The sequence below is a fragment of the Natronococcus jeotgali DSM 18795 genome (genome assembly GCF_000337695.1).
Classification (GTDB): Archaea; Halobacteriota; Halobacteria; order Halobacteriales; family Natrialbaceae; genus Natronococcus; species Natronococcus jeotgali.
In genome coordinates, this window is the sequence record NZ_AOIA01000057.1 from 52,958 (window position 1) to 67,421 (window position 14,464).

The following is a 14,464-nucleotide window of genomic DNA, read 5'->3' on the forward strand; positions in this document are numbered from 1 at the left end:
CACACTACACCTTAGTACTTTCTATACCGTGTATAATGTGTTTTGTGTTGTACTGTGTATCTGATGATGATCTGCAGGGACAGATATGGATAATCTCTGTCTTCTCACTAACTCGCTCGACGATGATGACTCAAAGATAGCTGACTCGCGCTATGGTGTCAGCACAACTCTTGAATTACATCACCAATTTAGAAAGTTGTACAAAAACGCGGAGACCTGGGGAAGGTCTCCAACGAAGGTAGACGGTAGTTGGGGACGGTGGGAAGTTGGTCTTGCACCGGCGCTTTCGTCTTCCTTCCCGGCAATCGTGCGTGAACCGCCATGAACGGCGACGTCCATCGCCTCAACGCTGGCCGTTTCGGACACCTCTCGACCGAACTCCATGTCCTCGCCATTCAGGGTCACGATGACGGTGAGAGCGTCGTCATTTGTTTCGTCACTCATCGCGACCTCAATGACTTTGAGTGCCGTTCCTCGGAGACTTCGCGCACGATGGAGATTCCTTCGCCGGTTATAGTCCTCGTCGTTATTCTTCTCACTCCACAGTACAACACATCACTTAGTATTTCCTTAGTGGAAATACTGTGGAGTAGTGTGTCCCCGATAGCTATGAGGTGAATATCCCAGCTCTGACCGCCCTTCCTGCCTAGAGAGAGCCATACTGCCCTACACCGATTCGTTGATAGTGGATGGAATGATGTTGTGATCAGGTCTTCCCTACAGCTGTAACCAATAGTGCATTCGTACGTGTTTAGCCCCAGAGTGATTTCGGCAGGCACTCATAGGAGTCGCACAACTGGTGCAGTAGATCGATGCAACGGGCGAACGAATGNGTACGTGTTTAGCCCCAGAGTGATTTCGGCAGGCACTCATAGGAGTCGCACAACTGGTGCAGTAGATCGATGCAACGGGCGAACGAATGCATCTTTGAGGGATGGTCTCCGAACTGGAGACCATCCCGTCTCGCCTGTTCATGACGTCGGAGTCTTCCAAAGAAGAGCTTCTCAAACAGTTTGCTAATCTGAAGGAAGAAGTCGAAGAACTCCGCAAGGAGAATCAACGCCTCAGAGCCAAGCTCCGGTGGTACGAAGGACCGCATACACCACCGAGTAAAGACCAATCCAACAGTGGAAAGTCGTCGTCCTCGTCTGGCGAGGACGACGACGAGGAGCCTCGGACGGACGGTGGAACTCCTGGCCGGAAACCTGGACACGATCCTGAGTGGCGAGTTGCTCCTGATCCAGACCGGGAAATCGAGGTCACCTGCGACTGCTGTCCAGAGTGTGGCGACGAGTTTGACGAGTCGGAGGGCGTGAGCCCCCGACTCGTCGAAGAACTCCCTGACCCACAGCCGCCAGAGACTACCCAGTATAACCGCCATCACTATGACTGCGACTCCTGTGGCACGCAGGCAGTCGCTTCACACCCCGACTGCCCCGATGAGGGGCAGTTCGGGGTGAATGTCATCGCACAGGCAGCCCTCTCCCGATACGATCACCGCCTTCCTTACCGAAAGATCGCCGACCGCTTCGAACAACTCCATGGACTGGAACTCTCGGGCGCGTCCGCGTGGCACGCGACCGAGCGCGCTGCGCGCGCCGGTCGCTATGAATACGAACAGATTCGTCAGCAGATCCAAGACGCTGACGTCGTCCATGTTGACGAAACCGGCGTCAAACGCGACGGCGAACAGGCGTGGATTTGGACGTTCCGGACGGACAAGCACACGCTCTACGCAGTCAGAGAGAGTCGTGGGCACGATGTTCCCGCGGAAGTCCTCGGCGAGGACTTCGCGGGAACGGTCGTCTGCGACGGGTGGGCGGCGTATCCAGCCTTCAGCAGCAACCTCCAGCGGTGCTGGGCTCACATTCTTCGTGAAGCCGAAGATGTCGCTGCTGACTACGATGTCGCAGAGCCCGTGTACCGCTCTCTCAAGCAGATGTACGTCGGTCTCCAGGCGTGGCTGGAGACCGACCCGAGTACTCGTGAGAGAGCACAGATGCACCGTTCATGCCAGAACGGGCTTAGATCGCTTGTTGAGCGGTCAGTTGACGACGAATCAGTGGCAACACTTCTCGGGAAGATCGAAGGCGGAATCGACCACTGGCTCACCTTCGTCGGTGAGCCAGCGGTCGCTCCGACGAACAATGCAGCTGAGAACGCACTTCGTGAACCAGTCGTTCTCCGGAAAATCATCGGAANCCTTCGTCGGTGAGCCAGCGGTCGCTCCGACGAACAATGCAGCTGAGAACGCACTTCGTGAACCAGTCGTTCTCCGGAAAATCATCGGAACACTCCGTAACGATCGAGGTATGTTCGTTCACGAGACGATCTTGTCCCTGCTGGCGACGTGGCGCCAGCAGGGACGCAATCCCTACGAAGAGCTTTGCCGAGTCGTCAGCACCAATGAGATGATCTCACGGGCTCACGCTGTGCCGGCCGTCGAGACTTCGGGGTAAACACGTACNGAAGAGCTTTGCCGAGTCGTCAGCACCAATGAGATGATCTCACGGGCTCACGCTGTGCCGGCCGTCGAGACTTCGGGGTAAACACGTACGTGCATTCAAACGACGCTGATAAAGTGACCAGACGACGGTACACCAACCAAATTAATGTGCTTGCTGTTCCTCGTCGTTCCTATGTCACGTGATTACGACGTTGCGGAGCACATAGCCGAGGCCGAAGAAGCGGCCGAAGATGCAGTCGAGGAATTCCGCGGATACGAGGACTTCGCAGATGCGATAGACGCGTTCGCACAGTTACAGATCGAAGAGGGTAACGAGGTACAAATGGAGAGCGACGCGGAGGAACGCGCTGGACTCGCTACCGATGAAACCGAGCGTGCGGCGGCGATCCGGGAGACCGATGTGCGTCACGAGGTCGGACAGGCACTCCACGGGCTGCTCCAAGAGTACGGATACCAGCCCCGCCAGAGCTTCGGTGCGGACGCAAATGCACGACAGGAAGAGTAATCGAAATCGCCTTGCTTAGGCCGGCGGTTCAATCTCGCAAATCCGGTGCGAGTACTGGTTGGGGAGATTCGCGATGATGTTCTGAATACTCAGGGTACGTTCATTTCTTTCTAGCACTCCACCGCTTTGACCTGTGACTACTCGAATGACGCGCTGTTAGTCTTAATTTCACAGTAGTATCGTACCAGCAACTTATCGCACCAATCGTCCTTGGCCTCAACGACACAGTCTGATGCCCATTGTCTTTCCCTAGAAGACTCTTGACCGAAAACAGTCGACCGCGATTGGTGTCCACGTTCAGCCTCCACTCGAGGGCATCTTCGTCGATGTCCAAAACCTGCCGAACAAAGTAGACAAGCGCATGCAGCTGGGGGACTCCAAGAGGATCGCTTCACCGAGTACATCGTAGAGATTCGCTCCTACGTCGAACAACTACGTATCCCCGTCGATGTCAGCTGGTTCCTTGATCGACAGGTTATGGTCGGCAAGGAGGTACGCGTTGATGTCTTTTAGTTCCTTCTCCGAAGCAGCTTGGATTTTGAGCGAGTCCGCCAAGGACTACAGCTGGCTAGCGTCGTCCTCGGTGTCTGGAAATACCAGACTATAGGAAACGGCTACAAACGATCTACAAAAAGCAGCTACTCTTGTCGTTTACTGTAGCTCCGCTGGATTTGTTCAGCCATCTCTCTGGACTGAACCGTATCCAGAACCTCGTACAGCTCATCGGACGTCAGCGAACCAACCTGACCACCCTGCTCGTTCGCATATTCAAGCGTATCGTACCCCTTGTCGTCGGATCGGGCTTTTTGTTCAGGCATGATAGTCCTCCTCCACTGTAGCCGCTATGACATCCGCGTGACGCTCTGTATACGACATTATACCGTCCTCTGTAAAACAAGTTTCGGACAGGCAATCTTCACTGTCGACATTCACCACACAGACAAGGTTCTCTGGTCGTCTCTCGTTTTCGTAGATTGGGACGCTCAGGACTGATTCTACGTGACCAGCCTTCTTTAATTGGGTATCAGTCATCGCTTTCTCTGCCGCTTCTCTCTGACCTTCTCCATATATTACTGGTCGGCACCGTTTCCAAGCGAGGCCGCATGAACCCTGGCCAGACTCGTATGATAATTCTAGTTCATGTTCAGAATATCCACCAGTATGATCTTTGAATTCAAGCGTCGTGTAGGATCGTCGTTTAAGAAACTGTGATTGAATTGGACGATTCTCGAACGGCACCATGACGTTTGCGCGAAGGTGGCAATCTGATCGCTCTCGGTATTTTTCTATCAATCCATCGAGCAATACTTCAACTTGTGGTTCCCGTGAGATTGCATCTTCTTTTCTCCTCTTCAGAACCCGCCTTCCTGACTCAATAATAAAGACAATCAATGCAAACAGACTGAATACTACGAACCGCTGAGGAGCTTCCAATTCCGGGCTGGCAAGAGTAACAGCTAAACCGGCGAGATAATAGAATATCCCCAGAAGAGTTTCTCGCTTGCTTACCATCTTGTGTAGATTAATAGTCGCTCAGTCAAGGTTTTAGAATGTTTTGGTGGTGTCATCGCCGGTCACGTTGTCCACCCCCTCGCACTCTCGAAGAGTGATCATACGCGGATGTTGTCATAGTAGCTCTGGGGGCACCGTCTGAGGGTGTCATAGAACTCCTCTCACACCGTGATGATCGTACTTCCTGGATTGTCCCCGCGTTCGTAATTGGTGATAACGACGACAAGACGAAGGCACAGAACGTGTCATAGAACTCGTCTCATCCTCTTCAAAGTGACCGAAATGACAGATAGAGGTGAATGAGACTGTGAAGACCTGTTGTCAACCTTTGACCACACCAATACCTTGTTCGCTTATTAAGTCTTTAGCAAACTCCATCCCAACAGTATCAATATAATTAGATTCTTATCATATCTCATCCAGTAGTTCTTGCTTTTTCCTTTCAAAATCCTTTTCTGAAATAATCTCCTCTTCTTTTAAACCACTCAATTTTTCCAATTGATCAATTGGATCCGGATTAGAAGTGGATTGGGTCTCTTCACGTGAATTCCGCTGCATTTCACGTATATATTTCGCTGCTTTGGACAGGTTCTGCTCTTCATCAAAAAACGTTCCTGCAATCCTAATGTAATAGGTCCGCCCAGATGTTTGAATATGCAGCGCTGGATGGCCCACGAAATCAACACTAGCTATCGAGTTGTACGGGATCGTCCACTCTCCCTTCGAACTGTGGATCCGTACGTATCGATTAGTGATGGCTACTGTACCGCCATCTGATTTTGAGAGTAACTCCTTTTGATCTGGTCCTGTTTCCACAATTAGTGCTGGTTCTGCAAACAGACCTTGTGTTAAAGGGAATAAGAAGTGGGGTTGTTCTTTCTCTTCAAAATAAGATATAGTGCTGAAAAAATATTGTTCTTTTCCCATCAATCGTTCTTCTGTGACCGTATTGCTCTTAGCGTTAGAAGCTACTCGAGATACAACTTTTTTATTAGTGCCCCGGGATTCCGTGTTTGTTTGATATCCTAATTTACGCTCCATTTCCACCTTTCCTTCTTGGAACTCATCCTTTAGTTCATCTAACAAAGATATGTTATCTGAGTCTTTTCGGTTATCCATGCTTTCAACCATATCTCCAATTATTTGTCTAACTTTCGTTTCCCCTTTCTATCATCAATAGATTATCATTCTACGCCTTCATCACGCCGTTATTAGAAGAAACATTATATATTGTATCCCGCAGTGTTACATCAGTCACCTGTATGTGACGCTCGCTGAGCTCAACACAATCGGTACGTGGGCCACTCTATGACAGCCTCTGAGACGTACAACCACCGTACTGGAGTCGAACGAACCAACGAATCAGTGAGGACTGCGGCCTCGGGCGAACGCACGCCCGAGGCCGCGTCCACACACGGGCGCAGGNGTTTCTTACACTGTGCCTTCGCCTTGTCGTCGCTATCACCAATTACGAACGCGGGGACAATCCAGGAAGTACGATCATCACGGTGTGAGAGGAGTTCTATGACACCCTCGATGATAGCCTCTCGAGTGTAATTCAAATATATAAAACAAGTACCCTATAAATTCTGTTATTTACGAATTTAAAATTTCGGCGGGGGGATAGAAGTAAATTAACGCAGACGAGGATATGACGAGATTATCCACGTATAACGCTCGAAAACCAGGTCACCGAGTGGGTCGAGTATCATCCTTAGCGAATAATTCGAGGACAAGCACAACCCATCCGAACAGTCCAATGTGATTAGGGACCCCCCACTATGCCCGCACAATCTGTACGCAGAGGAGCTGGACACGCCAGCTCCGGACAAAACGTCGAGGATCTAATTGACATTGTAACCGCGAAAGAACGGGTCTGGTTCAGCCGAACAAATTTCCTGATCCCACTCAGAGCTGTTCATTGTACNCTCGAGCAACGGTAGCAATTCCTCGTAGTACGCACGCCCCGCATGGAATACGAGCGTTTTCCCCGCTTCGAGCAACCCTGCCGACTGCAATTGCTCGAACACTGTTTCCGACCACTCTCGCTTTGTCGCAACCCGCGCACCCGTCAACGTTTCATCGTACGGCTCGATAGGTGGCCCGTTAGGCTCGAGCAGATAGTGCTTGGCCAGAGGATGAACCAGTCGTCATGATTCTGCTCACAGTACTGTCGAGCTTTGCTGAACAACGGTGATGGGGCATACAACCCGGCAGGTGGCGCAGGCTGCTCGAGCTTGGTCTTTGTACAGCTCACGAGTCCGATCTCAGTCACAGTCAGCTATTCTGAGGCTTCACTAATGAGCCTACTTCTCTCTGAGATCCTCATTTGAATTCTATTCTGCACCAATAGAATAGCAACACGACGAATAACGAAATCTTCACCGTCTAGCTTACAGTGACTATCATATCATGCCAAATCCACTCTTCTCGACATACACACATGGCGAAAACCGAGTAACTTCGACACTCATGGCTGTCCTTGAACACGTCAATACCAAACTTGGGGAAGAACTCCTGGAGGCAACACTCGACGAATCGGACCTTACCCTCGTCACATTCGAGAACCAGATCACCGGCGATGGCTCTGTTCCAGACGCTTCGATCCAAAGCTCGACGTCACTGTGGTTCGAGACCAAAACGGTTCCCAACAGCGTTGACCTCGAGCAGATCCGATCTCATCTAAGCGGCCTCCGCCAGGAGGCAAGCGATACCCAGCGACTCGTTGTCCTCACACCAGACCACAACCGCCCGGCAAAACTCGATCGGATCAAGGATGACCGCCTTGTCTGGACGAACTTCGACCAACTCGTCGATGCCGCTGAATCGATCTTAGCGCGGGATCACGGCAGCGCTGAACAATCGCTCGAGATTCCCACCGAACGAGAGGCGTTTCTGCTCCGGGAACTTGTTCGCTTCCTCTACGAAGAGGATCTTGTAAGCGGTCGCGAGGATCGCGTCCTCGTCGTTGCTGCTCGCAAAGCTTGGCCCGAGTACAACGCCCACGGCCTGTACTTCTGCCAACCAAATCGCTCGTTCAAACCTTCCAACTATCTCGCCTTCTACACTGACGGTGAGATCAAACCAACTGTCCCAGCGATCACCAGTACAATCGAGAGCATCGAACTGACCGAAGATGCACTCGAAGACGCAACACAAGTCTCACCAGCCCAACGACGTCGACTCGAGGACGGGATCGCGACACTCCGAGACCAGAACGCAGATCGCTACGGAAGCGAGCAGAAGGTCCTGTTTCTCGACCTCGAGCGTGGATTTACGCTCGAGCAGCCGGTCCAGAACGACAAAACGGCGTCCGAGTCAGACCGAACTGTCGCGTTCGTCCAGGGCCACCGGTACGTCTCTGCATCTGCGCTCCGAGACAACCCCACTACAACATCTACTCTCGAAAATTGACGGCTTGAGAAGAGCATTCAATTGTCCTACTACATAGTATTACCATTATGGTGAATGACCGCCGGATGACGACTGATCGCTTCTTCGGGAGTATTGAGAAGCGACTTGAGAATCTACAATCTATGCTTGAGTTCGTTGATAGTACCAAACCCGCTGAACCAGCGCTTCGAGACTGGCTCAAATCAAATACAGCAGCAGAGAGCGGATCAACTATCGAGAAGTACGTTGGCTTCCAGCGCTCGATCAATCTACTTGAGCTCCAAGAAGACCAGTACCAAACCACCTCTCGCGGAGCGGCATTCGCAGAGACCGGTGACTCGGAACTCGTCTTCGAAGCTCTCTTGGAGAACGTCGCCGGTTTCGAAACGATTCTACAGATACTCGACCACCAACAAACCACCGCTGCGGCAATCCAAGCGAGCCTCCAGAAAGCGTACCCAGAATAAGTCGTGCTGAATAGATAGCGCGAATGCGGTACAACTGCGCTCCCAGTCAGCAATGAACTGGATTAGTAGGTACAACTGGAGGAATCCACGGTTTCCAAGTCCAGCAGCAAAAGCGACGTACTTTCAAAGCTGGAGATCAAAATCGCAAAGGCCTAAATGTGCAGAATACACTTTTTTGTCCATGAGTTTCACGGTCGCCTTGCTTGGCCAGCTTATAAGACGTGGTAGAGAGTAGCATGGGGTAAGGGAAAGGCCCCTATCCCAGAACCAGGATTGAGACTCAAGGAAAAGAATAATAAACAGGCTGGAAGAAGACTTCGACCTGAAAACATATTCACGCCACTACACATATTGAACAATGGAAAGGACAGGCACCTTGTACGACTTCGCAGAACATAAGACAGAAACGTCCTTCCGCGCATACATTGAAGAGCTTATTGAAGATCGTGGAGAGCCTGTCCGAGCTTTAACTGTTATCTCTGAGCGGACTCCGAGAGAGATCTTTCGAGACTTTCCTCTGGAAGAGTACTCAGTTTCAGTCGAAGATCAAGAGATCTTCACCACTGGCCGCCTGGTGAGGGAGATTGAAGGCGGATCTTACGAAGGCGGCTCTAAACAGTTCGCAGATAACTTCTTTATCGTAAGCCACTCCGAAGAAAAGCTCTACACAATCTTCACCGTCTCTGACAAGGATTTCTTCGACAAAGCACTTACACGCTTCATCGAAATCTTGCCTTCAGAGATCACGGGATCCTTCCTTTCCAGCGAAGATCTACGCCGCCTTATCCAGAACTTCGACAACCGTGTGAACGGGAACCTTGTGGTCAAGAAGGCGGTTCTCAAATCGACTGGAGAAGACACTCAGATCGAATATCATGAGGAGAAACCCTACTACGAAGTCTTCAATGAGGCTTCAACCAGCGACCTCTACGTCGACAAAATCGAACTCACCGTCCAGAACACAGGGACAGCCTTCCAATTCTTTGTTTCCCGGAACGGAGCAACCCGCTTCATCAGCGGTTCCAGCGATCTCTATTTCAACGTCCTTCTAAACAGCTTAGCCACCTTCATTTCAGACAAGGGCGAACTCTTCCAAGACCGAGACAGGGAGTACGGGTCAAGAGATACTGACCCTATCAAAATCCAGTATGAAGAGGGTTCGATAATCGGCGTAGAGGAGAACAAGCGGCTAATAAAAGCATTAAAGGGGATAAAGCGCACCTCTGTCACCGTGTATCACGATAATCCCTACATGCACGCATCTGTACTTGACTTCGACGACGGAACCAGCGTGGACGTTTATCTGACCTCAGACAGTGATATCTCAATTATTCCTGGATTCAATGCCTCGAAAAAATCACTGAGCAGGATCTGCGACCAGATCAACAAAGGGTTCCTCGAGGGAGAAGTCAAGGCAGAGGAGGAGCAGGAACGCGATTTCGACGACTACTTCTCAGCAGCATAACCACCCGTGACGGAGACAGACAACTTTGTACAGTGCGTTGACCAAATCTTCGATAGATTTGAGAGATACGATAGATTCGTCGATGTCGTTTCTGCCTGGGAAGAGTTCCTCGTTGATCAATACAGTTCCGAGTTCCGAGACTTCAACTTCGATCGCTTCCCAGAGCAAAGCATTGAATCCAACGGGTCAGAACTCACCCCCTCCTTCACAGCATATTTCAACGACGAATACGGCGTCCTCTTCGATGTCCACCATCACCTTCCCAGGGACGAGGAGGATCTCAAGGAGTTCTTAGAAAATATTTTAGGATACGACCAAGGCTACCCATTCCAGGTCAACGGGTCAGAAACCGAGGTACCCGAGAAATATGATATAGCCCTTCTCATCAGCGATCAGAACGCTCAAACCGCTGAACACAGGGTGCAAAACTTTCTCTCGGAGGATGAGTTCCAATTCGACTCAAATCTGGTGCTTCTGAGCTACGACTACGTCGATCAAAACACGAATCCAAAATACGAGTTCGGGAGGCTCTCAAAGGTCGATCAGAACTTCCGGGACGACGTACTCCCGGAACGAAAGCAGATCAGTATCCGGCTCTCCATAGAGAACGGTGGCTTCGAGACCATCGATACCCCGCCAGGGTTCTTCGACGATAAGAAGTCCACCGGCGTTCTCTGCAACAAGGAACTCTCCGAACTCTACTTCGCCTGCTACCTCTGGCACAACGTCTTTTTCAACTGTCTCGATGACACTGAGCAGGTTATCTGGCAAGGCAAGAATCCACGGCGGATTATCGAGTTCCCCATCACAGTCGATGAACTCTATGCCATGCTCAATCGGAAATACATCCCTGACAATGGCATCCGAAAGGAATGGATCCGCTCCACATTAGAATACCTTGCGGGCGTTGAGGCCGCTGAACACGTTTCTTCAGACGAGTACAGAATCAAGTTCCGCAATCTCCAAGACAAGCGTCGAGATCACAAGGACGTCGTCACGCGGCGCTCTGACCTCGCTGATTTAGCTCACATCTTTGCAGAGTGGTACTGCGAAAATGCCCTTAATACAGATACCTCGGTGCGCTCTGACGTCCGTGATGACTCTAAGCAGACTACTATCACGAGCGATCTGACTGAGCCGGAAAAAGGCGAGTATTGAATCCATGTCGGGGCGGGAAGAGGTGAAGGAGAAAGAAAAGAACGGAGAAGACTCTGGAGAGCAAGCTGTCAGTTCTAAGCGTGATTTGGCGAACCGGTATCAGTCGATGGTTGCGGACCAGTTTCAGTCGGTCTCCAACTTTGAGGATAAGGCCTGGAAAGCTATCAGAGCGAATATCGCGCTCATTGGTATCTACCTCACAGGCCTCTCGATTCTGCTGAGGCCCTCTGATTCTGCGCCGAATATCGTTCTGACGGATACTGCTCCTATCCTGATCGGGATAGTGGGCTTGTTCGCTTCTCTAATCTATGCGATTATTGTCCTGCTGGGGATTAAGATCGGGTTCGGCCCTTCGACGGATACTGCTGAGTCTCTTATAAAGAGCGAGTTAGAGCCTGATGAGTACGATTCGATCATTGTCACCAACTATGCTAAGACGGTCAATAGCAACTGGGGTATCCTGGAGGACAAGTCAAACCGGCTGAGGAAATCTTTCGCTCTTCTCGTCATCGGCCTAACCGAGATCACTCTGGGATTATTGTTCGTCATTGCGCCGTCCCATCCGAGGATACTCGAAATCAAGGCCGTCTCTTTCGTCGTTGTTTCAGCCATCGTAGGGTACATCGCCTACTACATCTGGACGAAGGGATACGAGTCAGCGGATGACGAGGAAGAAGATGGACTGGACTTAGACAGGGGTTAGTGTTTTGACCAGTATTTCCTCCATCCTTGGGTACCCCAAGCCGGGAAGATTCCCTTATATTTACCCGGAGTTCGAGAGAACCGGGCACAACATCCATCAGAATCACTCAGGTACAGGGAGTCTCTCAAGAAGCACTTCCTCGATGAATTCATGAGCTTCCTCCAGCGCCTTCTCAAAATGGTCGTGGGTGTGTATTTTAGTTATCCAAACTGCGACAACGCTGTGAATGGTGACGGTTGGAGGCTATTGTATGACACACTCTGATCTAAGTAGGCGATTGTCCCGGAAAGGGGGGTTTCCGGGACACCTGATTTCCCCCTCTCGTAACCTCCACTGTATATACTTATGTAGGGTTAAACCAGGGATGCCAGAAACTACCGTCTCGGTCACCGAGTCAACGACGACTAACCCCGACGGCGACGACTACCATCGGAAACAGTACCGAACTACGATCCCGAAAGACCTCGCCGAGTTCTTCGACATGGATCGAGAGACTACCCTCGAGTGGAAGGTCGGCGGCGCGAGTAACAAACTGGAGATCATCGTTCACGACAACAGCGAGGAGTAGCCCATGATCGGAAACAGTGAGGGCGCCGCCGACCCTGGCGATCTCCCTGGATCTGGCGAGGTCGACGCGCCTACGATCGGCTACGTGCGTCTCTCACAAGAGTCTGACCGCTCGATCGCGGCGCAGAAGCAGGACATTCGGGGCTACTGTGCTGACCGAGACCTCGAGCTCGTCGGTATCCTGAATGAAGGGACCCGAACCAGTGGCTTCAACGAGACCTGTTGAGTTCAGGGGGACTGCTGCCCTGTGAATATTGCTGACAGTGTTATTCGAACAGATGTATCGTCAACATAGAATCGATTTATGAGCCTCTCTAACCGTGACTCAGTATCCATTCAATACGGCATCTGATTGTACGACAATGTCCGGAATCTGAGTTATACAGGCAATCCTCTTTCAGTCTGGACGCGGTATCGAGTAACAGAAATGGCGACACATGAGCACAGCACTGAATCCAGATTTGGAGACCAGAGCGTTCGCAAACTCGGGTTGGTTGCCGCGATCAACTTTGTTGGGTTCGTTATCGAACTCACCGGAGGCCTCGTCTTCGGATCGGTCGCACTCCTCGGCGACGCCTTTCATATGTTGTTCGATTCGCTCGCGTACATCATCGCTCTTGGTGCAACTGTGATTGCACGCCGGTCAAATCCAGGTGGACGATGGTCCTACGGCTTACACCGCATTGAACCCTTTTCGGCGTTTCTCAACGGCGTTCTCCTCATCCCGATGGTCCTGTATCTTGTCTACGAATCGTACCAGCGGTATCTCTCTCCCGTGGAGATCGATACGACAATGACGCTCATATTAGCCACTGGCGGCCTTCTCATCAATGTTGCGTCTGTCTACATCTTGCAAGGCAGAAAAATGAGTCTAAACGAACGAGGAGCATTTTACCATCTCCTTGGTGATGCCGGTGCATCGATCGCAGTTATCGTCTCGATGCTCGTCATCAGGTTCACCGACGTGTATCTCGTGGATCCGGCCACAGCAGTCATCATCGCGGGCTTGATCATCTGGTCAGCAGTCATTCTGTTACGTGAGAGTGGTGCAATCTTCTTCCAACAAAGTCCCATTGAACCGGAAGAGGTGCAACCTTTTATCGAAGCCCTCGATGGTGTCGAGACCGTCGAGGACCTCCATATCTGGGCACTCTCCAGTCAAATCGCCGTCGCCTCCGTCTACGTGACGGATTCTACAGCCACGCTTAACGAGCGAGACGCTCTCGTAACCCAAATCCACGACCTATTGAAGTCGGAGTTCGACATCACCCATGCGACAGTCGAAATTGTGGCTCAGCAACACGAACATACTCTCACCTGATCTGTCGGCAGAAGGTACAAACAAACAGGAATCGAGGGCTGTGTTGAATCGCTGTAGGGCGGTGGATTTTACTGTTTGATGGCACGTTTGATGTTGTAGACGACACACATCAGAGCGATTTCACGGAACTCTCGATACCAGGTACGCGCTCGCACGGCGTAGCCGAGCGAGCGCTTGACGGCAGAGTTGACGGTTTCGGTCATNCCAGGTACGCGCTCGCACGGCGTAGCCGAGCGAGCGCTTGACGGCAGAGTTGACGGTTTCGGTCATTGACCTCTGAGCGTACAGATCTTCGTCAATACGGGCGTTATGTGCGTGATCGTACGGAGCGAAGATCCGATGTTTGATCAGAGGGCGAATATCGAGTCCACGGAGCCGTTCACGGAGTTGTTGCTTGTCATAGCCCTTATCGGCAGCGAGAGACCGCAGATCGCCCGCGTTCCGGCGGGCGATCTGCTGACAAAGATCCGCATCGCTGCCTTCTAACGTCGTTGAGCAGTGAAGATCGAGTACAGCTTGTGTTGCTGTATCGACGAGTTTTGTCACCTTGAGCGTCTGAACGTGATAATTCGTTCGCTGGCAATAATGACGGCTCGCACGATCTCGTTCATAGAACGTTGCGTCGATTGCAGCATGTTCAGAGAGGGTGTGCAGCTGCGCCGACTGGCGCAGCAGCACACGACAGACGCTCATTTTGATCCGATCAAACGCCTTACACAGCGTGGAGGGAATGGGGAGATCGGCCGCTTCGAGGCCGATCTCTCCTGTTATTTGCGGCATTTCCTTCAGCAAATCGATCGTCATTCGATAAGAGGTATCGAGATAAATCCGGAGACAATGCAGCGAAACGAGGGCATAGTCGGCGAATCCGCCGCCACCGCTTGGGGCGGCGGATTCGCCTCTCTC

General features: G+C 51.5%; 15 protein-coding genes and 3 pseudogenes. 11 read left to right on the forward strand and 7 right to left on the reverse strand.

All coding sequences use genetic code 11. From position 1 onward, the window contains the following. Positions 1-180: 180 nt before the first annotated feature. Complete coding sequence (locus tag C492_RS07780) at positions 181-444, reverse strand: hypothetical protein (protein WP_008422090.1); 264 nt, start codon at positions 442-444, stop codon at positions 181-183. 490 nt (positions 445-934) lie between these two features. Here C492_RS07780 and tnpC point away from each other — a divergent pair. Both tnpC and C492_RS07790 read left to right on the forward strand, forming a co-directional pair. After that, positions 935-2,459: pseudogene (tnpC, locus tag C492_RS07785) on the forward strand (IS66 family transposase). Between the two features lie 180 nt (positions 2,460-2,639). Continuing rightward, entirely contained in the window at positions 2,640-2,972 is a 333-nt protein-coding gene (locus C492_RS07790) for a hypothetical protein (protein ID WP_152424830.1), read from the forward strand. A gap of 638 nt (positions 2,973-3,610) precedes the next feature. On the opposite strand, the gene C492_RS07795 is transcribed toward C492_RS07790, so the two are convergent. The 3 genes from C492_RS07795 to C492_RS23530 form a co-directional block, all read right to left on the reverse strand. Further along, entirely contained in the window at positions 3,611-3,790 is a 180-nt protein-coding gene (locus C492_RS07795) for a hypothetical protein (protein WP_049892838.1), read from the reverse strand. After that, the gene (locus tag C492_RS23525; protein WP_152424831.1) at positions 3,783-4,484 is read right to left on the reverse strand and encodes a hypothetical protein; all 702 of its coding nucleotides are present in this window, start codon (positions 4,482-4,484) and stop codon (positions 3,783-3,785) included. The genes C492_RS07795 and C492_RS23525 overlap by 8 nt, the downstream gene beginning before the upstream one ends. Before the next feature lie 408 nt (positions 4,485-4,892). Then, positions 4,893-5,615, reverse strand: coding sequence for an SHOCT domain-containing protein (locus C492_RS23530; RefSeq protein ID WP_152424832.1), 723 nt, complete (start codon positions 5,613-5,615; stop codon positions 4,893-4,895). A 180-nt stretch (positions 5,616-5,795) separates the two neighbouring features. Between C492_RS23530 and C492_RS22390 the strand changes: the two are divergent. Next, positions 5,796-5,998 (forward strand): annotated as a pseudogene (locus C492_RS22390) (IS5/IS1182 family transposase); the annotation flags it as partial. Positions 5,999-6,328: 330 nt separating this feature from the next. Here C492_RS22390 and C492_RS25690 read toward each other — a convergent pair. Beyond that, positions 6,329-6,559 (reverse strand): hypothetical protein, encoded by a 231-nt coding sequence (locus tag C492_RS25690; protein WP_338042163.1) that lies wholly within the window; start codon positions 6,557-6,559, stop codon positions 6,329-6,331. After that, the gene (locus tag C492_RS25815) at positions 6,556-6,759 is read right to left on the reverse strand and encodes a DUF6884 domain-containing protein (RefSeq protein WP_394295469.1); all 204 of its coding nucleotides are present in this window, start codon (positions 6,757-6,759) and stop codon (positions 6,556-6,558) included. The genes C492_RS25690 and C492_RS25815 overlap by 4 nt, the downstream gene beginning before the upstream one ends. A 197-nt stretch (positions 6,760-6,956) precedes the next feature. On the opposite strand from C492_RS25815, the gene C492_RS07805 reads away from it, so the two are divergent. The 8 genes from C492_RS07805 (at position 6,957) to C492_RS07840 (ending at position 13,558) form a co-directional block, all read left to right on the forward strand. Then, on the forward strand, positions 6,957-7,898 hold the full coding sequence (locus tag C492_RS07805; protein ID WP_008422101.1) for a hypothetical protein: 942 nt from the start codon (positions 6,957-6,959) through the stop codon (positions 7,896-7,898). 65 nt (positions 7,899-7,963) lie between these two features. Further along, a complete protein-coding gene (locus C492_RS07810) occupies positions 7,964-8,344 on the forward strand; it encodes a hypothetical protein (protein WP_049892839.1) in 381 nt (126 codons plus the stop codon). Positions 8,345-8,702: 358 nt separating this feature from the next. Beyond that, on the forward strand, positions 8,703-9,809 hold the full coding sequence (locus tag C492_RS24955; RefSeq protein WP_008422105.1) for a hypothetical protein: 1,107 nt from the start codon (positions 8,703-8,705) through the stop codon (positions 9,807-9,809). A gap of 6 nt (positions 9,810-9,815) precedes the next feature. After that, positions 9,816-10,967 (forward strand): hypothetical protein, encoded by a 1,152-nt coding sequence (locus C492_RS07820; RefSeq protein WP_008422106.1) that lies wholly within the window; start codon positions 9,816-9,818, stop codon positions 10,965-10,967. A gap of 4 nt (positions 10,968-10,971) precedes the next feature. Beyond that, a complete protein-coding gene (locus C492_RS07825; RefSeq protein ID WP_008422108.1) occupies positions 10,972-11,670 on the forward strand; it encodes a hypothetical protein in 699 nt (232 codons plus the stop codon). Between the two features lie 364 nt (positions 11,671-12,034). Continuing rightward, positions 12,035-12,238, forward strand: coding sequence for a hypothetical protein (locus C492_RS07830; RefSeq protein ID WP_008422111.1), 204 nt, complete (start codon positions 12,035-12,037; stop codon positions 12,236-12,238). A gap of 3 nt (positions 12,239-12,241) precedes the next feature. Continuing rightward, a complete protein-coding gene (locus C492_RS07835) occupies positions 12,242-12,463 on the forward strand; it encodes a recombinase family protein (RefSeq protein ID WP_008422113.1) in 222 nt (73 codons plus the stop codon). A 201-nt stretch (positions 12,464-12,664) separates the two neighbouring features. Next, positions 12,665-13,558, forward strand: a complete 894-nt coding sequence (locus C492_RS07840; protein ID WP_008422115.1) for a cation diffusion facilitator family transporter — start codon at positions 12,665-12,667, stop codon at positions 13,556-13,558. A 68-nt stretch (positions 13,559-13,626) separates the two neighbouring features. On the opposite strand, the pseudogene C492_RS22400 reads toward C492_RS07840, so the two are convergent. After that, positions 13,627-14,464, reverse strand: a pseudogene (locus tag C492_RS22400) (IS5 family transposase); the annotation flags it as partial.

Coding starts and splice junctions, on each gene's coding strand:
- C492_RS07790 (WP_152424830.1), top strand. CDS start 2,640: ATGTCACGTGATTACGACGTTGCGGAGCACATAGCCGAGGCCGAAGAA.
- C492_RS07825 (WP_008422108.1), top strand. CDS start 10,972: ATGTCGGGGCGGGAAGAGGTGAAGGAGAAAGAAAAGAACGGAGAAGAC.
- C492_RS07795 (WP_049892838.1), bottom strand. CDS start 3,790: ATGCCTGAACAAAAAGCCCGATCCGACGACAAGGGGTACGATACGCTT.
- C492_RS24955 (WP_008422105.1), top strand. CDS start 8,703: ATGGAAAGGACAGGCACCTTGTACGACTTCGCAGAACATAAGACAGAA.
- C492_RS07780 (WP_008422090.1), bottom strand. CDS start 444: ATGAGTGACGAAACAAATGACGACGCTCTCACCGTCATCGTGACCCTG.
- C492_RS07835 (WP_008422113.1), top strand. CDS start 12,242: ATGATCGGAAACAGTGAGGGCGCCGCCGACCCTGGCGATCTCCCTGGA.
- C492_RS07830 (WP_008422111.1), top strand. CDS start 12,035: ATGCCAGAAACTACCGTCTCGGTCACCGAGTCAACGACGACTAACCCC.
- C492_RS07840 (WP_008422115.1), top strand. CDS start 12,665: ATGGCGACACATGAGCACAGCACTGAATCCAGATTTGGAGACCAGAGC.
- C492_RS07805 (WP_008422101.1), top strand. CDS start 6,957: ATGGCTGTCCTTGAACACGTCAATACCAAACTTGGGGAAGAACTCCTG.
- C492_RS23530 (WP_152424832.1), bottom strand. CDS start 5,615: ATGGTTGAAAGCATGGATAACCGAAAAGACTCAGATAACATATCTTTG.
- C492_RS07810 (WP_049892839.1), top strand. CDS start 7,964: ATGACGACTGATCGCTTCTTCGGGAGTATTGAGAAGCGACTTGAGAAT.
- C492_RS23525 (WP_152424831.1), bottom strand. CDS start 4,484: ATGGTAAGCAAGCGAGAAACTCTTCTGGGGATATTCTATTATCTCGCC.